Origin of the sequence: Pseudomonas xantholysinigenes, assembly GCF_014268885.2 — a bacterium.
Lineage (GTDB): Bacteria > Pseudomonadota > Gammaproteobacteria > Pseudomonadales > Pseudomonadaceae > Aquipseudomonas > Aquipseudomonas xantholysinigenes.
This window is the reverse complement of sequence record NZ_CP077095.1, coordinates 1477144-1503104: the sequence shown is the minus strand read 5'-3', so window position 1 is coordinate 1503104 and position 25961 is coordinate 1477144. Positions and strand designations below refer to the sequence as shown.

20 protein-coding genes are annotated in these 25961 nt (G+C 64.5%); 5 read left to right on the top strand and 15 right to left on the bottom strand.

The features are described from left to right. Positions 1–57: 57 nt before the first annotated feature. From rpsA to mtnA, 7 genes are all read right to left on the bottom strand, one after another. Positions 58–1734: a 30S ribosomal protein S1 gene (gene rpsA, locus HU772_RS06805; protein ID WP_028690822.1), complete on the bottom strand. Its 1677-nt coding sequence runs from the start codon at positions 1732–1734 to the stop codon at positions 58–60. A gap of 123 nt (positions 1735–1857) precedes the next feature. Next, entirely contained in the window at positions 1858–2544 is a 687-nt protein-coding gene (cmk, locus tag HU772_RS06800; RefSeq protein WP_011532775.1) for a (d)CMP kinase, read from the bottom strand. Continuing rightward, entirely contained in the window at positions 2541–4748 is a 2208-nt protein-coding gene (locus HU772_RS06795; protein WP_264082561.1) for a bifunctional prephenate dehydrogenase/3-phosphoshikimate 1-carboxyvinyltransferase, read from the bottom strand. The genes cmk and HU772_RS06795 overlap by 4 nt, the downstream gene beginning before the upstream one ends. Positions 4749–4858: 110 nt before the next feature. Beyond that, entirely contained in the window at positions 4859–5953 is a 1095-nt protein-coding gene (pheA, locus tag HU772_RS06790; RefSeq protein WP_186655918.1) for a prephenate dehydratase, read from the bottom strand. Next, positions 5953–7038, bottom strand: coding sequence for a 3-phosphoserine/phosphohydroxythreonine transaminase (serC, locus tag HU772_RS06785; protein ID WP_186655915.1), 1086 nt, complete (start codon positions 7036–7038; stop codon positions 5953–5955). Before serC ends, pheA begins: the two co-directional genes overlap by 1 nt. A gap of 231 nt (positions 7039–7269) precedes the next feature. Further along, a complete protein-coding gene (gene gyrA / locus HU772_RS06780) occupies positions 7270–10032 on the bottom strand; it encodes a DNA gyrase subunit A (protein ID WP_186655913.1) in 2763 nt (920 codons plus the stop codon). 248 nt (positions 10033–10280) lie between these two features. After that, the gene (mtnA, locus tag HU772_RS06775) at positions 10281–11357 is read right to left on the bottom strand and encodes an S-methyl-5-thioribose-1-phosphate isomerase (protein ID WP_186655910.1); all 1077 of its coding nucleotides are present in this window, start codon (positions 11355–11357) and stop codon (positions 10281–10283) included. Positions 11358–11468: 111 nt separating this feature from the next. Here mtnA and HU772_RS06770 point away from each other — a divergent pair, with 111 nt between their 5' ends. From HU772_RS06770 to HU772_RS06755, 4 genes are all read left to right on the top strand, one after another. Further along, entirely contained in the window at positions 11469–12794 is a 1326-nt protein-coding gene (locus tag HU772_RS06770; protein ID WP_186655908.1) for a TRZ/ATZ family hydrolase, read from the top strand. A gap of 64 nt (positions 12795–12858) precedes the next feature. Continuing rightward, positions 12859–13557: a bifunctional 2-polyprenyl-6-hydroxyphenol methylase/3-demethylubiquinol 3-O-methyltransferase UbiG gene (ubiG, locus tag HU772_RS06765; RefSeq protein ID WP_186655905.1), complete on the top strand. Its 699-nt coding sequence runs from the start codon at positions 12859–12861 to the stop codon at positions 13555–13557. A gap of 2 nt (positions 13558–13559) precedes the next feature. Beyond that, positions 13560–14231 carry an N-acetylmuramic acid 6-phosphate phosphatase MupP gene (gene mupP / locus HU772_RS06760; protein WP_186655904.1) on the top strand — a complete coding sequence of 224 codons (672 nt, stop codon included), beginning with the start codon at positions 13560–13562 and terminating at the stop codon, positions 14229–14231. A 115-nt stretch (positions 14232–14346) separates the two neighbouring features. After that, positions 14347–15087, top strand: coding sequence for a YciK family oxidoreductase (locus HU772_RS06755; RefSeq protein ID WP_186655896.1), 741 nt, complete (start codon positions 14347–14349; stop codon positions 15085–15087). 240 nt (positions 15088–15327) lie between these two features. Here HU772_RS06755 and HU772_RS06750 read toward each other — a convergent pair whose 3' ends face one another. The 7 genes from HU772_RS06750 to HU772_RS06720 all read right to left on the bottom strand — a co-directional run bounded on the left by HU772_RS06750 (position 15328) and on the right by HU772_RS06720 (position 23216). After that, positions 15328–16113: an iron-containing redox enzyme family protein gene (locus tag HU772_RS06750; protein WP_186655894.1), complete on the bottom strand. Its 786-nt coding sequence runs from the start codon at positions 16111–16113 to the stop codon at positions 15328–15330. 38 nt (positions 16114–16151) lie between these two features. Beyond that, the gene (locus tag HU772_RS06745; RefSeq protein ID WP_186655886.1) at positions 16152–18608 is read right to left on the bottom strand and encodes an EAL domain-containing protein; all 2457 of its coding nucleotides are present in this window, start codon (positions 18606–18608) and stop codon (positions 16152–16154) included. Positions 18609–18786: 178 nt separating this feature from the next. Further along, entirely contained in the window at positions 18787–20619 is a 1833-nt protein-coding gene (locus HU772_RS06740) for an ABC transporter ATP-binding protein (protein ID WP_186655872.1), read from the bottom strand. Then, a complete protein-coding gene (locus tag HU772_RS06735; RefSeq protein ID WP_186655869.1) occupies positions 20612–21244 on the bottom strand; it encodes a DsbA family protein in 633 nt (210 codons plus the stop codon). Before HU772_RS06735 ends, HU772_RS06740 begins: the two co-directional genes overlap by 8 nt. Positions 21245–21247: 3 nt before the next feature. Continuing rightward, positions 21248–22180: an oxygen-dependent tRNA uridine(34) hydroxylase TrhO gene (trhO, locus tag HU772_RS06730; protein WP_186655857.1), complete on the bottom strand. Its 933-nt coding sequence runs from the start codon at positions 22178–22180 to the stop codon at positions 21248–21250. 204 nt (positions 22181–22384) lie between these two features. Continuing rightward, the gene (locus HU772_RS06725) at positions 22385–22681 is read right to left on the bottom strand and encodes a BolA family protein (RefSeq protein WP_186655855.1); all 297 of its coding nucleotides are present in this window, start codon (positions 22679–22681) and stop codon (positions 22385–22387) included. 10 nt (positions 22682–22691) lie between these two features. Beyond that, complete coding sequence (locus HU772_RS06720; protein WP_186655853.1) at positions 22692–23216, bottom strand: DUF2059 domain-containing protein; 525 nt, start codon at positions 23214–23216, stop codon at positions 22692–22694. Positions 23217–23370: 154 nt separating this feature from the next. On the opposite strand from HU772_RS06720, the gene HU772_RS06715 reads away from it, so the two are divergent. Next, positions 23371–24765 (top strand): class II fumarate hydratase, encoded by a 1395-nt coding sequence (locus HU772_RS06715; protein WP_186655851.1) that lies wholly within the window; start codon positions 23371–23373, stop codon positions 24763–24765. Positions 24766–24883: 118 nt separating this feature from the next. Here the strand turns inward: HU772_RS06715 and HU772_RS06710 are convergent, their stop codons facing one another. Next, positions 24884–25837 (bottom strand): DMT family transporter, encoded by a 954-nt coding sequence (locus HU772_RS06710; RefSeq protein ID WP_186655849.1) that lies wholly within the window; start codon positions 25835–25837, stop codon positions 24884–24886. Positions 25838–25961 lie beyond the last annotated feature (124 nt).

Below are 25961 nucleotides of genomic sequence, written 5' to 3'. Positions count from 1 at the left end.
CCACAGGCAAAAAAAAGGGCGACCCGAGGGTCGCCCTTTTTACCGATCAAACAGAACTCAGTTCTGCTTGGCCATTGCTTCGCGCAGCAGCGCAGCCATGGTGGTATCGGCAGCCGCTTCCGGAGCGTTTTTCAGGCTCTGGATGGCTTCGCGCTCTTCAGCGTCGTCCTTCGACTTGATGGACAGGCTGATGACGCGGGACTTGCGGTCGACGCTGATGATCTTGGCTTCGATCTCTTCGCCTTCCTTCAGCACGTTACGAGCGTCTTCAACGCGGTCACGGCTGATTTCGGAAGCCTTCAGAGTAGCTTCGATGTCGTCGGCCAGGGTCACGATAGCGCCCTTGGCGTCAACTTCCTTGACGATACCCTTGACGATAGCGCCCTTGTCGTTGACAGCAACGAAGTTGGAGAACGGATCGTCTTCCAGCTGCTTGATGCCCAGGGAGATGCGCTCGCGCTCTGGGTCAACCGACAGGATGACGGTTTCCAGCTCGTCGCCCTTCTTGAAGCGACGCACGGCTTCTTCGCCGGCTTCGTTCCAGGAGATGTCGGACAGGTGAACCAGACCGTCGATGCCGCCGTCCAGGCCGATGAAGATACCGAAGTCGGTGATCGACTTGATGGTACCGGTGATCTTGTCACCCTTGTTGAACTGGCCGGAGAAGTCTTCCCATGGGTTCGATTTGCACTGCTTGATACCCAGGGAGATACGACGACGCTCTTCGTCGATGTCCAGAACCATGACTTCCACTTCGTCGCCAACCTGAACGACTTTCGACGGGTGGATGTTCTTGTTGGTCCAGTCCATTTCGGAGACGTGCACCAGGCCTTCAACGCCTTCTTCCAGCTCAGCGAAGCAGCCATAGTCGGTCAGGTTGGTGACGCGAGCCATGACGCGGGTGCTTTCTGGGTAACGGGCTTTGATAGCAACCCATGGGTCTTCGCCCAGTTGCTTCAGACCCAGCGAAACGCGGTTGCGCTCGCGATCGTACTTCAGGACCTTGACGTCGATCTCGTCACCAACGTTGACGATTTCCGACGGATGCTTGATACGCTTCCAGGCCATGTCGGTGATGTGCAGCAGACCATCGACGCCGCCCAGGTCAACGAACGCACCGTAGTCGGTGAGGTTCTTGACGATACCTTTGACCTGCTGGCCTTCCTGCAGCGATTCCAGCAGAGCTTCGCGCTCGGCGCTGTTTTCGGCTTCCAGGACGCTGCGACGGGAAACGACAACGTTGTTGCGCTTCTGGTCCAGCTTGATGACCTTGAATTCCAGCTCTTTGCCTTCGAGGTGGGTGGTGTCGCGCACTGGGCGGACATCAACCAGGGAGCCCGGCAGGAACGCACGGATGCCGTTAACGTCGACAGTGAAGCCGCCTTTAACCTTACCGTTGATAACGCCCTTGACCACTTCTTCGGCAGCGAAAGCAGCTTCCAGAACAATCCAGCACTCGGCGCGCTTGGCTTTTTCACGGGACAGCTTGGTTTCGCCAAAGCCGTCTTCGACCGCGTCCAGCGCAACGTGAACTTCGTCACCGACCTTGATGGTCAGCTCGCCAGCTTCGTTGATGAATTGCTCGAGCGGGATGACGCCCTCGGACTTCAGGCCAGCGTGTACGGTAACCCAGTCGCCGTCGATGTCGACAACGATACCGGTGATGATCGCACCCGGCTGAAGATTGAGGGTTTTCAGGCTTTCTTCAAAGAGTTCTGCAAAGCTTTCGCTCATTTTAATTCCTGTAGATTCGGGCGAAAAAAACGCCCATAGCCACATTCCAGACAATGTGGGTTTCGTTAAGTTAAGAAGCGCCGGCAGGACGTTGACTGGTGCCCCTGCCTGCTCTCCTCTCCATCAGATGAGGTCGCGCAGTGCGAGCTCGCTTCTGATGCGTTGCAGCACCTGCTCGATGGACAGCTCCGTGGAATCCAGCTGAATGGCATCGGCCGCCGGCTTGAGCGGGGCCACTGCACGCTGGGTGTCGCGCTCGTCGCGCGCACGGATCTCATCTAGCAGACTCGACAGACTAACATCTTCGCCCTTGCCCTTCAACTGCAGGTAGCGGCGGCGAGCACGCTCCTCGGCGCTGGCGGTGAGAAACACCTTTAGCGGCGCGTCCGGGAATACCACGGTGCCCATGTCGCGACCATCGGCGATCAACCCGGGCGCCTCGCGGAAGGCGCGCTGGCGCTGCAGCAGCGCCTCGCGCACCGCCGGCAGCGAGGCGACCATAGAGGCGCCGGCACCGACGGTCTCGGTGCGGATGACATTACTGACATCCTCGCCTTCGAGAATGATCTGTTGCAGCTTGCCCGGCTCGGCGGCAATGAACTGCACATCCAGATGGGCGGCCAGCGCCTTGAGCAGCTCTTCGTTGGTCAGGTCGACGCCATGGTTGCTGGCGTTGAACGCCAGCAGGCGGTACAGCGCGCCGGAGTCGAGCAGGCGCCAGCCCAGCTCGCGAGCCAGCAGCCCGGCGACCGTGCCTTTGCCCGAACCGCTTGGCCCGTCGATGGTGATGACCGGTGCTTGCGAACTCACGACTTGCCCTCTTCGGCGACGCGGATGCCGACTTCCTTGCACAGCGCCAGGAAGTTCGGGAACGAGGTGGCGACGTTGGCGCAGTCATGGATGACGATCGGCGCGCTGGCACGCAGCGAGGCAACGCTGAAGGCCATGGCGATACGGTGGTCGCCGTGGCCGTGTACTTCGCCACCACCAATCTGGCCACCATCGATGATGATGCCATCCGGGGTCGGCTCGCACTTCACACCCAGGGCGATCAAGCCGTCGGCCATGACCTGGATGCGATCGGACTCCTTGACCCGCAGCTCTTCGGCACCGCGCAGCACGGTACGGCCTTCAGCGCAGGCGGCAGCGACGAACAATACCGGGAACTCGTCGATGGCCAGGGGCACCAGGTGCTCGGGAATATCGATGCCCTTGAGCTTGGCGCCACGCACGCGCAGGTCGGCCACGGGCTCGCCACCGACTTCACGCTGGTTTTCCAGGGTGATGTCGCCGCCCATCAGGCGCAGGATATCGATCACGCCGGTACGGGTCGGGTTGATGCCGACGTGCTCGAGCACCAGCTCGGAGCCTTCGGCGATGGACGCTGCCACCAGGAAGAAGGCTGCGGAGGAAATATCCGCCGGCACTTCGATGCGGGTCGCGCTGAGCTTGCCGCCCGACTGCAGCGAGGCGACCGGGCCATTGGAGGCGACCGAGTAGCCAAAACCACGCAGCATGCGCTCGGTGTGGTCGCGGGTTGGTGCAGGCTCGGTGACGGTGGTGGTGCCTTCGGCATACAGGCCAGCCAGCAGCAGGCAGGATTTGACCTGGGCACTGGCCATCGGCAGCGTGTAGTTCAGCGCCTTGAGCTTGTGGCCGCCACGAATGGTCAGCGGCGGACGCCCCTCAGGGCCGGTCTCGACCACCGCACCCATTTCGCGCAGCGGATTGGCAACGCGGTTCATCGGGCGCTTGGACAGCGAGGCATCGCCGGTCATGGTGGTGTCGAACGACTGCGCCGCCAGCAGGCCGGACAACAGACGCATCGAAGTACCGGAGTTGCCGACGTACAGAGGCCCGGGCGGTGGCTTCAAGCCGTAGAGGCCAACACCGTGAATGGTCACGCGGCCATGATGCGGGCCTTCGATGACCACGCCCATGTCGCGGAACGCCTGCAGGGTGGCCAGGGCATCTTCGCCCTCGAGGAAGCCCTCGACCTCGGTCGTGCCTTCGGCCAGCGAGCCGAGCATGATCGAGCGGTGGGAAATGGATTTGTCGCCCGGTACGCGAATCCGTCCGGACACGCGGCCACCAGGTTGGGCCAGGAAAATCAGGTCGTTGGCGTTCATAGCGTCCACATAGGCCCGACGGGCCAGGATTTTACTGAAATGCTCGCGGGCAACCCGGGCGCGGGTGAACACGCCCAGCAGTTGGTGCCCGTCCCCAGCATCGACCGCGTCGCGCAAGGCGTCGAGGTCGCTGCGAAATGTATCGAGGGTGCGCAGGACCGCTTCCCGGTTGGCGAGGAAGATGTCATGCCACATGATCGGGTCGCTGCCGGCGATTCTCGTGAAATCGCGGAAACCTCCCGCAGCGTACCGGAAGATCTCCAGGTTTTCATTGCGCTTGGCCAGCGAATCGACCAGGCCGAAGGCCAGCAGATGCGGCAGATGACTGGTGGCGGCCAGCACTTCGTCGTGGCGTTCGACCGGCATGTGCTCGACATCGGCGTCCAATGCCCGCCACAGGCGATCGACCAGGGCCAGGGCCTGCGGGTCGGTCTCGGGCAGCGGCGTGAGGATCACCTTGTGACGACGGAACAACGCCGCGTTGGAGGCCTCCACGCCGCTCTGCTCGGAACCGGCGATCGGGTGCCCGGGCACGAAGTGCGCCAGGTTGGCGGCGAAGGCCTCGCGGGCGGCGCGCACGACATTGCCCTTGGCGCTGCCGACATCGGTGATGACCGCATTGCCCAGGTCCAGCTGCGCCAGGCGCGCCAGGACTTTCTCCATGGCCAGGATCGGCACCGCCAACTGGATGACGTCGGCACCGACACAGGCGGCGGCGAGGTCTGCTTCGCAGCGATCGACCACGCCCAGCGCCACGGCCTGCTTGCGCGACTCGGCATCCAGATCGACGCCGACCACTTCGCGGCACAGGCCGCTTTCACGCAGGCCCTTGGCGAAGGAACCACCGATCAGGCCGAGGCCGACGACCACCAGGCGGTCAATGATTGGCGCGGGTTTGTTTGTTACAGCATTAACCACGAATGTGAACCCTGTTCAGAAATCTAGGCAATCTGCGAGACCCATTGGGGCTGCGTTGCAGCCCCGACAATCTCGAATCAAAGCACCGCCTTCGGGTACGAGCCCAACACCTTCAGCGCCACGGCCTCCTGGCTGATCTGCTCCAGCACCGCCTTGATCAGCGGGTCGCGGTGGTGGCCAACGAAGTCGATGAAGAACACGTAGGTCCACTTGCCGCTGCGCGACGGACGGGTCTCGATGCGGGTCAGGTCGATGCCGTTCTCGTGGAACGGTACCAGCAACTCATGCAGCGCACCCGGCTTGTTGCTCATGGAGACGATGATCGAGGTCTTGTCGTCGCCGGTCGGCGGCACTTCCTGGTTACCGATCATCAGGAAGCGCGTCGAGTTGTCCGGACGGTCCTCGATCTTCTCGGCCAGGCGGGTCAAACCATACAGGTTGGCCGCCATGTCGCCGGCGATCGCCGCCGAGTTCCATTCGCCCTTGACCCGCTTGGCCGCCTCGGCGTTGCTCGACACGGCCACGCGCTCGACGTTCGGGTAGTGGGCATCCAGCCACTTGCGGCACTGGGCCAGCGACTGGGCGTGGGAATAGATGCGGGTGATGCTGTCGGTCTTGGTGTTCTCGCCCACCAGCAGGTGATGGTGAATACGCAGCTCGACCTCGCCGCAGATCACCATGTCGTGCTCGAGGAAGCTGTCCAGGGTATGGCTGACCGCGCCCTCGGTGGAGTTCTCCACCGGCACCACGCCGAAGTTGACGGCGCCGGCCGCCACTTCGCGGAACACCTCGTCGATGGCCGCCATCGGGCGGCTGACCACGGCATGGCCGAAATGCTTCATCGCCGCAGCCTGGGTGAAGGTTCCCTCTGGGCCGAGGTAGGCCACTTTCAGGGGTTCCTCGAGCGCCAGGCAGGACGACATGATTTCGCGGAACAACCGCGCCATCTCTTCGTTGTCCAGCGGACCGGCGTTGCGCTCCATGACGCGCTTGAGCACCGCGGCCTCACGCTCGGGGCGGTAGAACACCGGTGTCTCGCCTTCGGCCAGCGACGCAGTCTTGACCTTGGCCACTTCTTGGGCACAGCGGGCGCGCTCGCTGATCAGCTCGAGGATCTTCTCGTCGAGGCTGTCGATGCGCACGCGCAGTGCCTTCAATTCCTGGTCGGACATCATCCATGCTCCTTTTCGAATACTTCCATGTAGTTAACCAGTGCCTCGACGGCTTCCAGGCCCAAGGCGTTGTAGATCGAGGCGCGCATGCCACCGACCGAGCGGTGGCCTTTGAGATTGAGCAGGCCACGGGCGTCGGCGCCGGCCAGGAAGGCCTTGTCCAGGCGCTCGTCGGCCAGTCGGAACGGGACGTTCATCCACGAACGGGCGTTGTGGCTGATCGGGTTGGTGTAGAACTCGCTGCTGTCGATGAAACCGTACAGACGGTCCTTCTTGGCGCGGTTGCGCTGCTCCATGGCCTCGACACCGCCCTGCTCCTTGAGCCACTCGAACACCAGGCCCGAGAGGTACCAGGAATAGGTGGCAGGCGTGTTGTACATCGAGCCGTTGTCGGCTGCGATCTTGTAGTCGAGCATGGTCGGGCAGCTGCTGCGGGCACGGCCCAGCAGGTCCTCGCGAACGATCACCACCACCAGGCCGCTGGGGCCGATATTCTTCTGCGCGCCGGCGTAGATCATGCCGTACTGCGAAACATCGATCGGCCGCGAAAGGATGTCGGAGGACATATCCACCACCAGCGGCACGTCACCGGTCTCGGGCACCCAGTCGAACTGCAGGCCACCGATGGTTTCGTTGGACGCATAGTGGACGTAGGCCGCATTGGCGGTCAGCTGCCATTCGTTCTGCCCCGGAATGGCCAGGTAGTCGTAAGGCTTGGCGCTGGCGGCGACATTGACGTTGCCATAACGGCGCGCCTCTTCGATGGCCTTTTTCGACCAGATGCCGGTCTCGACGTAGTCGGCGGTACCGTTCTCCGGCAGCAGGTTCAGCGGGATCTCGGCAAACTGCTGGCTGGCGCCACCCTGCAGGAACAGCACCTTGTAGTTGGAAGGGACGGACAGCAGGTCGCGCAGGTCCTGCTCGGCCTTTTCGGCGATGGCCACGTAGTCGTCGCTGCGGTGGCTCATCTCCATCACCGACAGGCCTTTGCCACGCCAATCCAGCATTTCCGCCTGGGCACGCTGCAGGACAGCATCGGGAAGCGCGGCAGGGCCTGCGCAGAAGTTAAAGGCTCGTTTGCTCACATCCACTCTCGCTCTGCCAAATAGAACAAATCGTAAATCATCGATGCCAGCGGAAACCCTGTGGGAGCGGGTTTACCCGCGAACAAAGGCGAAGCCCTTGCCATGCACCGCGGTGTCTTCTTCGCGGGTAAACCCGCTCCCACAGGCCATGAGGCCAGCCTGCGGATCGGGCCAAGCCCTTATCAGTCAAACGGGGCGACCTTGGTCGCCCCGTTCGGGTTGTTGCATCGGTTATTCCTGAGGCGCCTCTTCGACACCCGCGTCATCCTCGCCCACCGCATCGAGCGGGTTGCCCTCCTCGTCCGTCTCGATGATGTCATTGAGCTCTTCCTCGGATGGCTCCTGGACACGCTCAAGGCCTACCAGGGTTTCATCGCTGGCCAGCTTGATCAGGGTCACGCCCTGGGTGTTGCGGCTAAGGCTGGAAACTTCCCCGACCCGTGTCCGCACCAGCGTGCCCTGGTCGGAGATCAGCATGATCTCCTCACCTTCCTGCACCTGGATAGCACCGATCAGCAAGCCATTGCGCCCCTTGGTGCCCATGGCGATCACGCCCTGGCCGCCACGGCCGCGGCGCGGGAACTTGGACAGCGGGGTGCGCTTGCCGAAGCCACGCTCGGAGGCGGTGAGGATCTGCGCGCCGGATTCCGGGATCAGCATGGAGATGATCTGCTGCCCCTTGCCCAGCTTCATGCCGCGCACACCGCGGGCGTTACGACCCATCTCGCGGACCACGCTCTCGGCGAAACGGATCACCTTGCCAGCGTCGGAGAACATCATGACTTCCTTGGCGCCGTCGGTGATGGCCGCAGCGATCAGGGTGTCACCTTCCTTGAGCTTCAGGGCGATCAGGCCATTGGAGCGCGGACGGGCGAACTGCACCAGCGGGGTCTTCTTCACGGTACCGGAAGCGGTGGCCATGAAGATGTAGGCGCCGGTCGGCTCAGCCAGCCACTCAGGGGTATCGCCGTCTTCCTCGTCGACTTCCTCGGCCTCGACCACTTCGCCTTCGAGCACGGTGTCATCCGCGTCCTCCAGCTCTTCGTCGGCACCCGCGCTTTGCTGCAGGGCCTCCAGGTCGATCTGCAGCATGGCGGTGATTCGCTCACCTTCTTCCAGCGGCAGCAGGTTGACCAATGGACGACCACGGGCGGCGCGGGACGCTTCTGGAATTTCGTAGGTCTTCTTCCAGTACACCTTGCCCTTGCTGGAGAACAGCAGCAGGGTCGCGTGGCTGTTGGCGACCAGCAGGTGCTCGATGTAGTCCTCGTCCTTCACGCCAGTAGCCGACTTGCCCTTGCCGCCGCGGCGCTGGGCCTGGTAGGCGGACAGGGGCTGCGTCTTGGCGTAGCCGCCGTGGGAAATGGTCACCACGCGCTCTTCTTCCGGGATCATGTCGCCGTAGTTGAGGTCGTGGCTGGCATTGAGGATTTCAGTGCGACGGGCATCGCCATATTCGGCGCGGATCGCTTCCAGTTCCTCGCGGATCACTTCCATCAGGCGCTCGGCGCTGCTGAGGATGCGGATCAGCTCGCCGATCTGGGCGAGGATTTCCTGGTACTCGGCCAGCAGCTTCTCGTGCTCCAGGCCGGTCAGGCGGTGCAGGCGCAGGTCAAGGATGGCCTGGGCCTGTTCCGGCGACAGGTAATACTTGCCCTCGCGCAGGCCGTACTGCTCCGGCAGGTCTTCCGGACGGCAGGACTCGGCGCCAGCGCGCTCGACCATCACCTGCACGGCGCTGGATTCCCAGGCAGTACTGATCAGCGCTTCCTTGGCCTCGGACGGCGTCGGCGAAGCCTTGATCAGGGCGATGACCGGGTCGATGTTGGACAGCGCAACCGCCTGGCCTTCGAGGATGTGGCCACGCTCGCGAGCCTTGCGCAGCTCGAACACGGTGCGACGGGTGACCACCTCACGACGGTGACGAACAAACGCCTCGAGCAGGTCCTTGAGGTTCAGCAGGCGCGGGCGGCCGTCGATCAGGGCGACGATGTTGATGCCGAACACGCTCTGCAGTTGGGTCTGCTGGTAGAGGTTGTTGAGCACCACCTCCGGCACCTCGCCGCGACGCAGCTCGATGACGATGCGCATGCCGTCCTTGTCGGACTCGTCGCGCAGCTCGGTGATGCCTTCGATCTTCTTCTCTTTGACCAGCTCGGCGATCTTCTCGATCAGCCGCGCCTTGTTCAGCTGGTACGGCAGCTCGGTGACGACGATCTGCTGGCGACCGCCAACCTTGTCGATGTCTTCGATTTCCGAGCGGGCACGCATATAGATGCGTCCACGGCCGGTGCGGTAGGCCTCGATGATGCCCTGGCGGCCGTTGATCAGGCCGGCGGTCGGGAAGTCCGGCCCCGGGATGAACTGCATCAGTTCATCGACCGTGATGTCGGAGTTGTCGATCAGCGCCAGGCAGCCGTCGATCACCTCGCCGAGGTTGTGCGGCGGGATGTTGGTGGCCATGCCCACGGCGATGCCGCTGGAGCCGTTGACCAGCAGGTTGGGGATCTTGGTCGGCATGACCGCCGGGATCTGCTCGGTGCCGTCGTAGTTGGGCACCCAGTCGACGGTTTCCTTGTGCAGGTCGGCCAGCAGCTCGTGGGCCAGCTTGGCCATGCGCACTTCGGTGTATCGCATGGCCGCAGCGTTGTCGCCGTCCACCGAACCGAAGTTGCCCTGGCCATCGACCAGCAGGTAGCGCAGCGAGAAGGGCTGGGCCATGCGCACGATGGTGTCGTACACGGCGGTATCGCCGTGCGGGTGGTACTTACCGATCACGTCACCGACCACACGGGCGGATTTCTTGTACGGCTTGTTCCAGTCGTTGCCCAGCTCGCTCATCGCGTACAACACGCGACGGTGCACCGGCTTCAAGCCGTCACGCGCATCGGGCAGCGCTCGCCCGACAATCACGCTCATCGCGTAGTCGAGGTAAGACTGTCTCAGTTCGTCTTCGATATTGACCGGGAGGATTTCTTTGGCCAGTTCGCCCATGAGAAGCCTGATTCCTTTTTCTGGTGAAACTTCGCCTGGTCCCACTTAGGACGAACGAAGCTCGCCGCCGCAGCGCAAAAGGGGTGCGACGACTTACGACAAATCAATGAGTTGTGCCATGGATCTGCGCAATGAAGGCCGCCGTAAAGAGCGGCCTTGGAAACTGCCGGATGGTATCACAACCATAGGCGGCATGGGAGATATGGCAGGTAGCCGTGACAGGCCATTCGTTCGAATGGAGAAACGCCTCAATGGAGGCGTTTACGGCACATCAACTGGGCGATCTTCGCCGTGTCCGGGCGTTCGACCACACCCTTTTCAGTGACGATCACATCAATCAAGTCGGCCGGGGTGACATCCACCACCGGGTTGTACGCCTCGACGTCCGCCGTCACCTGGATGCCATCGACCTCGAGCAGTTCCTCGACACCACGGATTTCCAAGGGAATGTCCTCGCCACTGGCCAGGTTGAGGTCGATGCTGGTGCTCGGCGCCACCACCATGAAACGCAAGCCATGGTGCATGGCCGCCACGGCCAGTTGATAAGTGCCGATCTTCGCCGCCACGTCGCCATTGGCAGCGATGCAGTCGGCTCCCACCACTACCCAGGTGATGCCCTTGGTCTTCATCAGGTGCCCAGCCGCCGCATCGGCGACCACGGTCACCGGCACGCCGTCGGCTGCCAGCTCCCAGGCGGTCAGGCGCGAGCCCTGCAGCCAGGGGCGGGACTCGCAGGCATAGACCTGCTCGACCATGCCTTCCAGGGTCGCGGCGCGGATCACCCCAAGCGCGGTGCCAAAGCCGCCGGTAGCCAGGGCCCCGGCGTTGCCATGGGTGAGCAGGGCCTGCTCGCTGCCCTGGTGCTTGCGAATCTGCTCGACGCCGAACTGGGCCATGGTAAGGCTGGCCTCGCGGTCACTCTGGTGAATGGCGATGGCCTCGGCCTCCATGGCCGCCAGCAGGTCTTCCCCCGGGCGCAACCGCTGCAGGCGCTCGCGCATGCGGTTGAGGGCCCAGAACAGATTCGCCGGGGTTGGCCGGGCCTCGCCCAGCATCAGGAAGTCTTCTTCCAGCGACTCTTCCCAGTCGCCACCTTCGGCCAAGCGCTGGCGCAGCGCCAGCACCAGCCCATAGGCTGCGCAGATGCCGATCGCTGGCGCACCGCGCACCGCCATGTCGCCAATCGCCTCGGCCACTTCCTCGACACTGCTGCAGGTCAGCCAGAGCTGCTCGAGCGGCAGCAGACGCTGGTCGAGCAGGTGCAACGCGCCGTCGCGCCACTCGATACCTACCACGGTCTCCGCCGCCATCAGTTGCTCGCGCATCGCCTCTCCCCGTCACCCAGGCATCAAAAGCCGGCGATTATAGCGACCCTCAGCCACGGACGCTCGGGTATACTGCGCGTTTAGCCGAACCGAACCAGGTAGATGCCTCGCATGCCCAGTGCCCCTCCCCTCCTCGACCTGCTGCTCGTACCGGCCTGGCTGGTCCCCGTGGAGCCGGCGGGCGTGGTCCTGCAAGGCCATGCGCTGGGCATTCGCGACGGCCAGATCGCCTGGATCGGCCCGCGCGAACGCGCCCCGCAGGCCCAGGCCGTGCGCGAGCTGCCCGACTGCCTGCTGACCCCCGGGCTGATCAACGCCCACGGGCATGCCGCCATGGCGTTGTTCCGCGGCCTGGCCGACGACCTGCCGCTGATGACCTGGCTCAAGGAGCACATCTGGCCCGCCGAGGGCCGTTGGGTCGACGAGACCTTCGTGCGCGACGGCACCGACCTGGCCATCGCCGAACAGCTCAAGGGCGGCGTCACCTGCTTCGCCGACATGTATTTCTTCCCCCGCGAGGCCTGCGACCGGGTCCACCACAGCGGCATCCGCGCGCAGATCGCCGTGCCGCTGCTGGACTTCCCCATCCCCGGCGCGCAAACCCCGGACCAGGCCCTGCACCAGGCCATCGAGCTGTTCGGCGAGCTGCGCCATCACCCGCGCATCCGCATCGCCCTGGGCCCGCACGCGCCCTATACGGTGAGCGACACCAACCTCGAGAAGATCCGCATCATCGCCGACCAGCTCGACGCGCCGCTGCACATGCACATCCACGAAACCGCCAGCGAGGTCGAGCAGGCTGTCAAGGACAACGGCGAGCGCCCGCTGGCGCGCCTCGCCCGCCTAGGCCTGCTGGGGCCGAACCTGCAAGCGGTGCATATGACCCAGGTCAGCGACGACGACCTGGCGCTGCTGGTAGAAAGCAACACCAGCGTGGTCCACTGCCCCGAGTCCAACCTCAAGCTGGCCAGCGGTTTCTGCCCGGTGGAGCGCCTGTGGCAAGCCGGAGTCAACGTCGCGGTCGGCACCGACGGCGCCGCCAGCAACAACGACCTCGACCTGCTCGGCGAGACCCGCACCGCCGCCTTGCTGGCCAAGGCCGTGGCCGGCTCGGCCACCGCCCTGGACGCGCACCGCGCGCTGCGCATGGCCACGCTCAACGGTGCCCGAGCACTGGGGCTGGAGGCGATCACCGGCTCGCTCGAAGTGGGCAAGGCCGCCGACCTGGTCGCCTTCGACCTGTCCGGCCTGCAGCAACAGCCGGTGCACGACCCGGTTTCGCAATTGATCTACGCCACCGGCCGCGAGTGCGTGAAGGCCGTCTGGGTCGCCGGCCAGCTGCTGGTCGACGAGCGCCGCCTGACACGCATGGACGAAGCCGCGCTGGCCGCCAACGCCCGCGCCTGGGGAGCCCGCATCGGCGGGCGCAACGAATGAAGGGCCGGCAGCCACGGCTACCGACCCGCGCCACTATTTATCGAAGATTCAGAGGACTGTTCCCATGAGCAACGTCGACCACGCCGAAATCGCCAAGTTCGAAGCCCTGGCCCACCGCTGGTGGGACCGCGAGAGCGAGTTCAAGCCACTGCACGACATCAACCCGCTGCGGGTCAACTGGATCGACGAGCGTGTCGGCCTGGCCGGCAAGAAGGTACTGGACGTCGGCTGCGGCGGCGGCATCCTCAGTGAGGCCATGGCCCAGCGCGGCGCCACGGTCACCGGCATCGACATGGGCGAAGCGCCACTGGCGGTGGCCCAGCTGCATCAGCTGGAGTCCGGTGTCGCCGTCGAGTATCGGCAGATCACCGCCGAGGCCCTGGCCGAGGAAATGCCCGGCCAGTTCGACGTGGTTACCTGCCTGGAAATGCTCGAGCACGTGCCGGACCCTTCGTCGGTGATCCGCGCCTGCTACCGCATGGTCAAGCCGGGTGGCCAGGTGTTCTTCTCCACCATCAACCGCAACCCCAAAGCCTACCTGCTGGCGATCATCGGCGCCGAATACATCCTCAAGATGCTGCCGCGCGGCACCCATGACTTCAAGAAGTTCATCCGCCCCTCCGAGCTGGGCGCCTGGAGCCGCGCCGCCGGGCTGGAGGTCAAGGACATCATCGGCCTGACCTACAACCCGCTGACCAAGCACTACAAGCTGAACAACGATGTCGACGTCAACTACATGATCCAGACCCTGCGCGAGGAATGAGCATGCGCTTGCGAGCAGTACTCTTCGACATGGACGGCACCCTGCTGGACACGGCGCCGGACTTCATCGCCATCTGCCAGGCGATGCTCGCCGACCGCGGCCTGCCGGCCATCGACGACGAACGCATCCGCGAGGTGATCTCCGGCGGCGCCCGGGCGATGGTCGCCGCGACCTTCGCCATGGACCCGCAAGCCGAAGGCTTCGAAGCCCTGCGCCTGGAGTTCCTCGAGCGCTACCAGCGCGACTGCGCGGTGCACAGCAAGCTGTTCGAGGGCATGCCTGAATTGCTCGCCGACATCGAGAAAGGCAACCTCCTGTGGGGCGTGGTCACCAACAAGCCGGTGCGTTTCGCAGAGCCGATCATGCAGCGATTGGGCCTGGCCGAGCGCTCGGCCCTGCTGATCTGCCCGGACCACGTGAAGAACAGCAAGCCCGACCCCGAGCCGTTGATCCTCGCCTGCAAGACCCTGGACCTGGACCCGGCCAGCGTCCTGTTCGTCGGCGACGACCTGCGTGACATCGAGTCCGGCCGCGACGCCGGCACCCGTACCGCCGCAGTGCGCTACGGCTATATTCATCCAGAGGACAACCCCAACAACTGGGGCGCCGACGTGGTGGTGGACCACCCGCTGGAACTGCGCAAGGTGATCGACAGCGCGCTGTGCGGTTGCTGACTTCAAGTCGCAAGCGTCAAGCTTCAAGCCACAAGAAAAAGCAGTTCCAACACTGATCCGCTTTCTCTTGTAGCTTGCCGCTTATAGCTTGCAGCTCATATCCAAGGACAGACCTATGTTCGACTACACCGCCCGCCCCGACCTGCTCAAGGGCCGGATCATCCTGGTCACCGGCGCCGGCCGCGGCATCGGCGCCGCCGCCGCCAAGGCCTACGCCGCCCTGGGCGCCACGGTGCTGCTGCTGGGCAAGACCGAGGCCAACCTCAACGAGGTCTACGACCAGATCGAGGCCGCCGGCCACCCGCAACCGGTGGTGATCCCATTCAACCTGGAAACCGCCCTGCCCCACCAGTACGACGAGCTGGCGGTGATGATCGAGGAACAATTCGGACGCCTCGACGGCCTGCTCAACAACGCCTCGATCATTGGCCCGCGCACACCGCTGGAGCAGCTTTCGGGCGACAACTTCATGCGCGTGATGCACATCAACGTCGATGCCACCTTCATGCTCACCAGCACCTTGCTGCCACTGCTCAAGCTGTCGGAGGACGCTTCGGTGGTGTTCACCTCCAGCAGCGTCGGGCGCAAGGGCCGGGCCTACTGGGGTGCCTACGGGGTGTCGAAGTTCGCCACCGAGGGCCTGATGCAGACCCTGGCCGACGAACTCGAAGGCGTGGCGCCGGTGCGCTCCAACAGCATCAACCCGGGCGCCACGCGCACGGCGATGCGCGCCCAGGCATACCCGAGCGAAAACCCGCAGAACAACCCGCTGCCCGAGGAGATCATGCCGGTCTACCTGTACCTGATGGGGCCGGACAGCAAGGACGTCAATGGGCAGGCGCTGAACGCCCAGTGACCCTTGTCGACCTTTTCGCGGCGGTTCGGCGCGAAGCAAGCGACGCGGTGTTTGGCACCGGCTACGCCGGTGTTCGCGGCTGAAGCCGCTCCCACAGCGACCGCGCCAGCTTTAGCAGTTGAGCAAGACAGCCGCTCCCACAGGACCGCACGACCCGCAAGGGCAATGACCATCCTGTAGGAGCGGGTTTATCGGGGCGCCGAACCGCCGCGAAAGGCCGGCACGGTCAAACCCAGCACTTCAGCCCGCCGCCAACGCCGGGCGCACGCGCCCCTGCTGACGCCCTTCGAGCTGCATGCAACGCTCCAGGAACAGGAACATGCAGTCGTAGCTCTTGCAGATCGCCCGGCGCAACTCGGTGCGCAGCCCCAGAGTCGGACTCTCGCCCGCCAGGGTGCAGATGATCTCCAACGCCTCCCACGGGTGGGCATCGTCATACTGGGCGTGCATCTTCAGCCACTTCATCGCGCGCTTGCGGGTCTCCTCGGGGAAGCCCTGGGCGTAGGTGTCGTCGGCGCAGACCACCGCCGACCATTCACCGGTCGCGCCTTCGATGGCGTAGTTGGTCGCCGCCATGGCGATGGCCAGCGACTCGGTGGCGCACACGCGCCAGCACCAGTCGTTGAGGCCATTGAGCTCGGGCGGCACCTCCTGGGCCTGCAACTCGTGCAGGTGGATGCCATGGGCCTGGCACCAATGCACCCAGTAGTCGGCGTGGTTGAGCTCGACACGGATGTTGCGCATCAGCCAGCGTCGCGCCATGTCCTCGCCGGGGTGGCGGGCATAGCGGGTCTTGGTGAGGTTATGGGCCATGTAGAGGGAGAACTGCTCGACCACCGGCCAGCCACCGATCAGGTACTGGCGTATGGTCGACTGCTTGAGCTGGCCATCGCGCAGGCGCTGGTAGAACTCATGCTCCACCACCCTGCGCTTGCTTTCGCGGCAATCCTCGATCAGTTGCTGGGCCCACTGCGGATAACTGGCCGGATCCATCAATGGTCCGATCCGTACGAACGCGTCAATCACTGTCAGCTCCTTGATTCCCTGTGATTTCCGGGCGTTGTTCAGCGAAAGGTCCCCGGTGCCCGGTGCAGAAGGGGCCTTGCGGCAATCCGTTGGCGCTGCAGGCTGTCGCAGGTGAAGACCTGCGGGCGTTCGATGAGGTATCCCTGGGCGTAGTCCACGCCGATCTCTTGCAAAGCCTGCTCGATCAGCGGTGTTTCGACGAACTCGGCGATGGTCCGCTTGCCCATGACGTGGCCGATGTGATTGATCACTTCGACCATCGCCCGGTTGATCGGGTCGTCGAGCATGTCTTTGACGAAACTTCCGTCGATCTTCAGGAAGTCTACAGGCAAATGCTTCAAATAGGCGAATGACGACATTCCGGCACAGAAGTCGTCAAGGGAGAACCGGCAGCCCAATCCTTTCAATTCATTGATGAAGCGGATCGCGCTGCCCAGATTGGCAATGGCGCTGGTTTCAGTGATTTCGAAGCAGATCAGCCGCGGTGGGATGGCAAACTCGCCAAACAGCCGCTGCAGGTACTCAAGGAACTTGTCATCGCCGATGCTCGAACCCGAAAGGTTGATGGCGCACATCGCCAGCGGCCCCTCCCGGCCTTCGTCCAGGCACTGGCGAATGGTCTGGAACACATTGCGCACTACCCAACGATCGAGGGCGGTCATCAGGCCGTAACGCTCGGCCGCCGGGATAAAGCTGTCAGGCAGGATGGTGCGGCCGCTTTCGTCATGCAAGCGCAGGAGGATTTCGATATGGCCGGGCCCTTCATGGGGCTGCAGCGGCGCGATTTCCTGGGCATAAAGGCAGAAGCGGTTTTCCTCGAGCGCCACATGCAGGCGCTGGATCCAGGCCATTTCGCCGAAACGCATGGACAACTCGCTGTCGTCGGCATGGTACACCTGGACCCGGTTGCGCCCCTTTTCCTTGGCCATGTAGCAGGCCATGTCGGCGGCCCGCAGCGACGCCTCGAGAGTGGTAGGCACCTGGGCGATGTGCACCAGGCCGATGCTCACGGTAGTGACGAACGGCCGCCCCTTCCAGACGAAATGCAGGCTCTGCACCGCCTGGCGCAGTTGCTCGGCGATGCGCTCGGCCTGCTCCGACGGGCAATTCTCCAGCAACACGCCGAACTCGTCGCCGCCCAGGCGGGCCAAGGTGTCACCCTCGCGCAGGCCTGACTGCAACACCGCGCAGATGTGGCGCAGCAATTCATCGCCCGCGGCATGGCCGCTGGTGTCGTTGACCAACTTGAACTGGTCGAGATCGAGGAACATCAGCGAATGACGCCCGGCCTGCCGAGCCAGGCCGTTGAGCGCCTGCTCCAGGCGGTATTCGAACTCGCGGCGGTTGGCCAACCCAGTCAGCGCGTCATGGGTGGCCTGCCAGGACAGGTTGGCGATGTACTGGCGTTCCTGGGTCATGTCGTGCAGCACCACGACGATACCGCTGAGCTGGCCTGCGGTGAGAATCGGCGACCCCACCAGGTTCACCGACACCGTGCTGCCATCCAGGCGCTGGATCAACCGGGCATGCTCGGCGCCACCCTTGAGACTGCCGCTGCGCACCTGCTCGACCAGGGTGTGGCCATCCTTCTCGGCGTTTTCATCCAGCAGGCTGAACAGCGCCGCCAGCGGCAGGCCTTGGGCCTGGGCCGCCTGCCAGTGGGTCAACTGCTCGGCGGCGGGGTTCATGTAGGCGATGCAGCCATCGACGTCGGTGGTGATCACCGCGTCGCCGATCGACTCCAGGGTGACCTGGGCCCGTTCCTTTTCCGCCTGCAGCGCACTGGCAAACGCCTGGCGCTGGGCCAGCAGCTTGCTCGAGCGCAACCAGGCCATGGCAATCAGGAACAGCGCGGTGGCCAGGTTGGTGATCATTAACACCCTGAGCAGCATCCGCGAGCCTTCGCCCAAGGCATCGCTGAAGGCCTTGGCGGCCGGGGTCACGCCATCGTTGATGACCACGATGCGGGCCCGCCAGTTGGCCACCTGGCGGGTATCGACCGCGCCGGCGGCAAAGCCCGCGCGCATCTCGCCGGCCAGCACATCGAGCTGGCGCAGGTAGTCGTCGCCGATATCCCAGTAGTGAATGGCGGTTTCCATATAGCTGATATGGCGGAAGTTGCGGTAGAACCAGATGATCCGGGCGACATCGTCGGGGTGGTTGCCGCCCTGTAGAATGCCACGACGGGCGGCCTCCAGGTCGGGCTCGGGCCGGTCCAGGGCCAGGCGCAGGTCGTAGTCGCCCTGGGGCACGAGGATGGCGCGGCGGTAGCGGGCGTAGGTCAGCGGATCGCGGTCGTCGGCATAGAGGTTGAGGTAATAGATGGCGTCTTTCTGCGCCTTGGACCACAGGCTTTCGCCCGCCACGTAGGCGCGCACGGCGGAAAGCGCATAGAGACTCAGGCTGCCCAGCAGCACCTGGAACAGCACGACGGCAACGAAGGGCCAGATGATACCCAGCAGCCGCGGCGCCTCGAGAGTCCGATTTCCCTTCATGTAGTCCCTGTCATGGCGGTAGATAAGGCACGAATCGACCTAGACAAAGCACAGCGTAGGCCATTTGCCATGCCTGTGGGAGCAGGTTTGCCCGCGAATGCGTCAGCCCAGACAGAATTGGCGCTTGAGCGGGCGCATTCGCGGGTGAACCCGCTCCCACAGCTTCAGGACAAAGCTATCAGGTTTGCTGCAAGTGGCCGTAGAGCTTGGCGTACAAGCCGCCCTCGGCGATCAGTTGCTGATGACCACCATCCTCGGCCACATGACCGCCGTCGAACACCAGCACACGGTCGGCCTGCTTTACCGCCGACAGCCGGTGGGCAATGATCAGTGTGGTACGGCCACTGAGGAAACGCGCCAGGGCCTGGTGCAGGTTGTACTCGGTGGCGGCGTCCAGCGCCGAGGTCGCCTCGTCGAGGATCACCACCTTGGGCTCGGCCAGCACCATCCGCGCGATCGCCAGGCGCTGGCGCTGGCCACCGGACAGGCGCACGCCAGAGCGCCCGACGATGCTGTCCAGGCCCTGGGGCAAGGCGGCGATGGTCGCTTCCAGCTGGGCGATCCGCAGCGCCTGCCAGCAGGCATCGTCGCTGCATTCCCGGCCCATGGTCAGGTTGGCGCGCACGCTGTCGTTGAACAACGACGGGTGCTGCAGCACCACGGCCACATGCTCGCGCAAGGTTTCCAGGCCAATCTCCTGCAGGCTGGCGCCACCGAAACGGATGGTCCCGGCCTGGGCGCCATACAACCCCAGCAACAGTTGCACCAGGGTGCTCTTGCCACCGCCGCTGGCACCGACGATGGCGACTTTCTCACCTGGGGCAATGGACAGGTTCAGCTGGTCGAGCACCGGCTCGTCGGCATAGGCGAAACGCAGGTCGCGCACCTCGATACCGACGGTCTGGCGACCGGCGAAGGGATCGCTGGCCGCCGGGTATTGCGGCTCATCGGCCCGCGCCAGCAGCTCGTTGAGGCGGGTCAACGCGCCGCCGGCGGCATAGTAGGCGTATTGCAGGTTGAGCAGTTGCTCCACCGGGCCGATCATGAACCACAGGTAGCTGAACACCGCGAGCATCTGGCCGATGGACAAGTCGGAGAACAGCACCGTGAGCATGGCCGCGGCACGGAAGATATCGATGCCGAACTGGAACAGCAGCCCGCTGGCGCGACCGCTGGCGTCGCTCTTCCACTGCGAGGCCACGGCGTAGTCGCGCACCTCCCGGGCACGCAGCCCGAGACGTCCGAGGAAGTAGCCCTGGCGGTTGCCGGCGCGGATCTCCTGGATTGCATCGAGGGTTTCCGACAGCGCCTGGGTAAACCGCGCGGTGCTGTCGTTCTCCAGCTTCTTCAGGTGCTTGACGCGCTTGCCCAGCTGCACGGTGAAGTAGATCACCAGGGGATTGAACAGCAGGATCAGCAGCGCCAGTTGCCAGTGCATCCAAATCAGGATCGCGGCGGTGCCGGTCAAGGTGAGCACCGCCACCAGGAAGCGGCTGAGGGTTTCGCCGACGAATTTGTCGAGGGTATCCAGGTCGGTGACCAGGTGGGTGGTCACCGTGCCGCTGCCCAGGCTCTCGTACTCCTTGAGCGAGATGCGCTTGAGCCGCTCGATCAGGCGGATGCGCAGGCGGTAGACGATGTCCTTGGCCAGACCGGCGAACAGCCTGGCCTGCACCACGTTGAACGCCAGCGCCGCCAGGCGCAGGCCCAGGGTGGCGCACAGCATCAGGCCGATATAGCCCGCCGCCACCTGCCAACCGGCGGGCAGGAAGTTGTTCATCCACTTCAGCGCGGCGTCGCCATGCCCCAGCAACACCTCATCCACCAGCAACGGCAGCAGCAAGGGGATCGGCACGCTGCACAGGGCGGCGAGCACGGCCACCAGGTTGGCGGTCCACAGGGCTTTCTTGTGGTGCAGGGCCAGGCGGCGAATCTCCGCCCAGCTCAGGCGATCGGGCACAGCGGGGGACTTCCCTGGCACAGGGTCTGGCGACCCGGGCAGATCAAGCACAGGCGGCCTGCTGCAGCCAGCGGCCGAGCAAGGGTTGCAGGCTGTCCAGCGGCTGATAGCCGTTGGTCAGCAAGGCCAGTTGGCCATTGCGCTCGGCCAGCAGCGTGGGGAAGCCGGCGATGCCCAGGTCCTGCACCCAGGCGAAATCGGCGCTGGTGGCGGCGCGAGTGTCGTGGCTGGCAAACTGCTGGGCGAACGACTCGCGGTCGAAGCCGGCTTCAGCCGCCAGGTCGACCAGTTGCGGAGCGCGAGTGACATCCAGGCCCTGCTCGTAGAACGCCCCCTGGATCAGCTTGAGCAGCGTCCAGGCGCGTTCATCGTCCAGCTCGCGCGCCGCGACCAGGGCGCGGCACGCCGGCTCGGTGTCGTAGACGAAGCCATCGGGCATCGCGTCGTCGAAACGAAATGGCTGCCCGGTGGCATCCCGCACCGCCTGCCAATGCTCAAGGATGTACTTGCGGGTCGAGGCATCCAGGGCGCTGCCACCACTGCGCAGGCCACCGGGCACCAGGCGGGTGGCGACCCCCGCCGCACGCGCCTGGGCGATCAACGCCTCGGCCACCGGGGCAAAGCCCCAGCACCACGAGCACATCGGGTCCATCACATAGAGCAGGCGTGCGGACATGCATCAGGCCTCGGCTTTGTAGTTGTAACCGATCGGGTGTGGCTGGTTGCGCGCCTTGGCCAACTCGATCTGCTTCTGTCGATCCATGGCACTGCGACGGGTCTTCTCGCTCAAGGTGTCCCAACAATGCGGGCAGCTCACGCCTGGCGAATAGTGCTCGGACTCGCGGTCCTTGGCATCGACCGGGTGGCGGCAGGCATGGCACTGGTCGTACTCGCCCTCGCTCAGGTCGTGACGCACGGTGACCCGGTTGTCGAAGACGAAGCAGTCGCCGTCCCAGAGGCTCTCTTCCTGGGGGACTTCCTCGAAGTATTTCAGCACCCCACCCTTGAGATGATAGACGGCTTCGAAGCCTTCACCGAGCATATAGCTGGAGGCCTTTTCGCAACGGATGCCGCCGGTGCAGAACATGGCGACCTTCTTGTGCTTGCTGGGATCGAAGTTGGCCTTGATGTAGTCGGGGAACTCGCGGAAGGTCTCGGTCTTCGGATCGACGGCGCCCTTGAAGGTGCCGATGGCCACTTCGTAATCATTGCGGGTGTCGATCAGCAGCACTTCAGGGTCGCTGATCAGGGCGTTCCAGTCCTTGGGCTCGACATAGGTGCCGACGGCCTTGTTCGGGTCCACGCCGGGCACGCCGAGGGTGACGATCTCTTTCTTGAGCTTGACCTTGGTGCGGTAGAACGGCTGCTCGTCGCAGTACGACTCTTTATGGTCGACGTCCACCAAACGCGGATCGGCGCGCAGCCAGGCCAGCAGCGCGTCGATGCCTTCGCGGGTGGCCGAGACGGTACCGTTGATACCTTCGTTGGCCAGTAGCAGGGTGCCTTTGACGCCATTGTCGAGCATGGCCTTGAGCAGCGGCTCGCGCAGCTCGACGTAGTCTTCGAGGGTGACGAACTTGTACAGCGCCGCCACGACGATCGGTTGGGACATGAAGCTGAATCTCCAGGTGGTTGCCCTCGTAAGGGGCGGACCGGGTTTGACATGAAAAGCATGGGGGCGCGTTGCGCCCCTTTCGCGGCACAAGGCCGCTCCTACAGGGGGATGCGGATGCCTGTAGGAGCGGCCTTGTGCCGCGAAAGGGCTGCAAGGCAGCCCCCGGATTTTGCGCAATTGTACCAGATCGACGGAAAGGATTCAGTGCCCGCCGCCGGCGCACACCGGCGAGGCTGGCGCCGCGCCGACCGCCGCCCATTCCTCGGGTGTGTAGGTGTGGATCGCCAGGGCATGGATCTCGCCCATCAGCTCGCCCATGGTGGCGTAGACTTTCTGGTGACGCTTGACGCTGTTCAGCCCGGCGAACTGCTCGCTGACCAGCACGGCCTTGTAGTGCGTTTCCTGGCCACGGCTGTGCATGTGGCTTTCGTTGTGCACTTCCAGGTGCCGGTCGCCCAGGGGCGCCAGCTGCTGCTCGATGCGTTGCTGCATGCTCATCGCGTCAAACTCACTTCTTCGCCGGGGCGGCGGCCTTGCCGGCGCTCGGGTCGAGTTCCTTGGTCATGTCGTCGAGCAGCTTGTTGACCACAGGCACCGCCGGCTCCAGGCTCTGCTGGGTCAGCTGGGCCGACTGCTGGGTGACCCGAGGCATTTCGCGCAGGACTTTCTTGCCCAGCGGCGACTCGTAGAACTTGACCAGGTCGTTCAGCTCGGCCTCGGTGAAGGTCGCGGTGTACAGGTTGACCATCTGCGGCTTGAGCTTCTTCCAGCCGATGGCGTTGTCCAGGGCGGCATTGGCCTTGGCCTGGTAGCTGTCGAGGACGCCTTTCTTGGAGGCCGGGGCCTTGGTCTGCTCGAAACGCTGAGCGAACATCTGCTGGACCTGCATGTACACCGGCGTGCCCAGCTTGTCGGCATTGGCCAGGGTCAGGAATTTCTCGGCGGCAGCGTTGTGGGCTGGGGTGGCTGCGAGTACCTGGCCGCTGGCACAGACCAGGGCGACGGCGGCACAGAGGGCACGGAGACGGGTCATTGCATTTCCTTCAAGAGAGGGAGGCGGATACCTCAGGGTAGAGCATTCTGCGCCGTGATGGCGAAGTGCTCAAGTGGCACGACGAGCGACGGAACCGCAGCGTCGAATCAGGGCCTAAACTGCGGTTTCGAACTACCAAAGGAGTGAGCGCAGCATGAGCCGTATCGAGACAGACAGCCTGGGCCCGGTCGAAGTTCCAGAGGACGCCTACTGGGGCGCGCAGACCCAGCGTTCGCTGATCAACTTCGCCATCGGCAAGGAGCGCATGCCGCTGGCGGTGCTGCACGCCCTGGCACTGGTCAAGAAAGCCGCTGCCCGGGTCAACGACCGCAACGGCGACCTGCCCGCCGACATCGCCCGGCTGATCGAACAGGCCGCCGACGAAGTGCTCGACGGTGATCACGACGAGCAGTTCCCGCTGGTGGTCTGGCAGACTGGCAGCGGCACCCAGAGCAACATGAACGTCAACGAGGTGATCGCCGGACGCGCCAACGAACTGGCCGGCAAGGGCCGTGGCGGCAAGGTACCGGTGCACCCGAACGACCACGTCAACCGCTCGCAGAGCTCCAACGACTGCTTCCCCACCGCCATGCACATCGCCGCCGCCCAGGCCGTGCATGAAAAACTGCTGCCGGCGATCGCCGAGCTGTCGGCGGGCCTGGCCGAGCTGTCCGCTCGGCACACCCACCTGGTCAAGACCGGCCGCACCCACATGATGGACGCCACGCCGATCACCTTCGGCCAGGAAGTCTCGGCCTTCGTCGCCCAGCTCGACTACGCCCAGCGCGCCATTCGCGCCACCTTGCCGGCGGTGTGCGAGCTGGCCCAGGGCGGCACCGCGGTGGGCACCGGGCTGAACGCCCCGCACGGTTTCGCCGAGGCGATCGCCGCCGAGCTGGCCGCATTGTCCGGCCTGCCCTTCGTCACCGCGCCGAACAAGTTCGCCGCCCTCGCCGGCCACGAGCCGCTGACCAGCCTGGCCGGCGCCCTGAAAACCCTGGCCGTGGCCCTGATGAAGATCGCCAACGACCTGCGCTTGCTGGGTTCAGGCCCACGCGCCGGGATTGCCGAGGTGCGCCTGCCGGCCAACGAGCCGGGCAGCTCGATCATGCCCGGCAAGGTCAACCCGACCCAATGCGAGGCCCTGTCGATGCTGGCCTGCCAGGTGCTGGGCAACGACGCGGCGATCGGCTTTGCCGCCAGCCAGGGACATCTGCAACTGAACGTGTTCAAGCCGGTGATCATCCACAACCTGCTGCAGTCGATCGAATTGCTGGCAGATGGCTGCCACAACTTCCAGCAGCACTGCGTGGCCGGCATCGAGCCAGACGCCGGGCAGATGGCCGCGCACCTGGAGCGCGGGCTGATGCTGGTGACCGCGCTGAACCCGCATATCGGCTACGACAAGGCGGCGGAAATCGCCAAGAAGGCCTACAGCGAGGGCAAGACCCTGCGCGAGGCGGCGCTGGAGCTCAAGTACCTGACCAACGAGCAGTTCGACCAGTGGGTAAGGCCGGAGAACATGCTGGCGCCCGGCGGCAAGGGCTGACCCGAAACCTCATGCACCTCTTCGCGGGCAAGCCCGCTCCCACAGGTTGCTCACTGCCTTCAGGCCTGTGCAATCCCTGTGGGAGCGGGTTTACCCGCGAAGACGCCAACACCAGCCTTCAGCGAACCTGCGCTATCCGCGCCCGCCATCCCGCGATCAACGACGGCCCCAGGGCCACCAGCGCCGAGCCCAGCACCACCGTCGCCGCCCCCACATAACCCAAGGCGTTGATCTGTTCGGCCTGCACATAGTCCGGCCACAGCCAGGCCGCCAGCGCCACTGCGACGAAGGTCACCAGCGGCGTCAGCGCCAGGGTCGCGCTCACCCGCGAGGCCTCCCAATGCGCCAGCGCCTCGGCGAACGCGCCATAGGCCACCAGGGTGTTCAGGCAGCAGGCCAGCAACAGCCAACCTTGCAAGGGGCTCAACTGCAACGCCTCCAGCGGATGCGCCCAGGGCGTGAGCAGCAGCGCGCAGCACAGGTAGATCACCATCATCACCTGTTGCGAGTGCCATACCGTCAGCAGTTGCTTCTGGCTCAGGGCGTAGAACACCCAGATGCTGGTCGCCAGGATGATGGTCAGGACCCCGGTGGTATAGGTGCCCAGCGATCCGAGCAGCTCTTCCAGGCGCTGGTTGAAGAACAGCCCGAACCCCACCAGCAGCACCAGCAGGCCCAGGCCTTGCCCCAGGCTGAAGCGCTCCTTGAACACGAACACGCTGGCCACCAGCAACAGCACCGGGCCCAACTGCACCACCAGTTGCGCGGTGCCGGGGCTGAGCAGCTGCAGGCCAACCAGATAGAGCACATAGTTGCCGACCAGGCCCGCCACCGCGACGACCACCAGGCCCTTGCCCTTGGTGCCGAGCCGGCGCAGCGACGGCAAGCGGCGGTTGGCCGCCAGCCAGGCCAACAGCAGGCTGCCGGAAACGGCCAGGCGATACCAGGTCACGGTTATCGGGTCCATCACCTGCAGCACCTGCTTGAGCTTGATCGGCAGGATGCCCCAGAGAAACGCGGTCAACAGCGCCAGCAACAGGCCTTGGACCCAGCGTCCGGAAGAAGTGTGCATGGCGTCCTCGAGTCGGGCCTTGGTGGAGAAAGGTCCAGTCTAAAGGCTTGCCGGGGGGGATGTGGCGGGAAATGTTTTCATCAGGTCATTCCTCGGGGGCATGCCCTGAAGGGCTGAGCCGGCC

Coding starts and splice junctions, on each gene's coding strand:
- rpsA (WP_028690822.1), bottom strand. CDS start 1,734: ATGAGCGAAAGCTTTGCAGAACTCTTTGAAGAAAGCCTGAAAACCCTC.
- pheA (WP_186655918.1), bottom strand. CDS start 5,953: ATGTCCGACCAGGAATTGAAGGCACTGCGCGTGCGCATCGACAGCCTC.
- gyrA (WP_186655913.1), bottom strand. CDS start 10,032: ATGGGCGAACTGGCCAAAGAAATCCTCCCGGTCAATATCGAAGACGAA.
- mtnA (WP_186655910.1), bottom strand. CDS start 11,357: ATGCGCGAGCAACTGATGGCGGCGGAGACCGTGGTAGGTATCGAGTGG.
- HU772_RS06770 (WP_186655908.1), top strand. CDS start 11,469: ATGCCCAGTGCCCCTCCCCTCCTCGACCTGCTGCTCGTACCGGCCTGG.
- ubiG (WP_186655905.1), top strand. CDS start 12,859: ATGAGCAACGTCGACCACGCCGAAATCGCCAAGTTCGAAGCCCTGGCC.
- mupP (WP_186655904.1), top strand. CDS start 13,560: ATGCGCTTGCGAGCAGTACTCTTCGACATGGACGGCACCCTGCTGGAC.
- HU772_RS06755 (WP_186655896.1), top strand. CDS start 14,347: ATGTTCGACTACACCGCCCGCCCCGACCTGCTCAAGGGCCGGATCATC.
- HU772_RS06745 (WP_186655886.1), bottom strand. CDS start 18,608: ATGAAGGGAAATCGGACTCTCGAGGCGCCGCGGCTGCTGGGTATCATC.
- HU772_RS06735 (WP_186655869.1), bottom strand. CDS start 21,244: ATGTCCGCACGCCTGCTCTATGTGATGGACCCGATGTGCTCGTGGTGC.
- trhO (WP_186655857.1), bottom strand. CDS start 22,180: ATGTCCCAACCGATCGTCGTGGCGGCGCTGTACAAGTTCGTCACCCTC.
- HU772_RS06725 (WP_186655855.1), bottom strand. CDS start 22,681: ATGAGCATGCAGCAACGCATCGAGCAGCAGCTGGCGCCCCTGGGCGAC.
- HU772_RS06720 (WP_186655853.1), bottom strand. CDS start 23,216: ATGACCCGTCTCCGTGCCCTCTGTGCCGCCGTCGCCCTGGTCTGTGCC.
- HU772_RS06715 (WP_186655851.1), top strand. CDS start 23,371: ATGAGCCGTATCGAGACAGACAGCCTGGGCCCGGTCGAAGTTCCAGAG.
- HU772_RS06710 (WP_186655849.1), bottom strand. CDS start 25,837: ATGCACACTTCTTCCGGACGCTGGGTCCAAGGCCTGTTGCTGGCGCTG.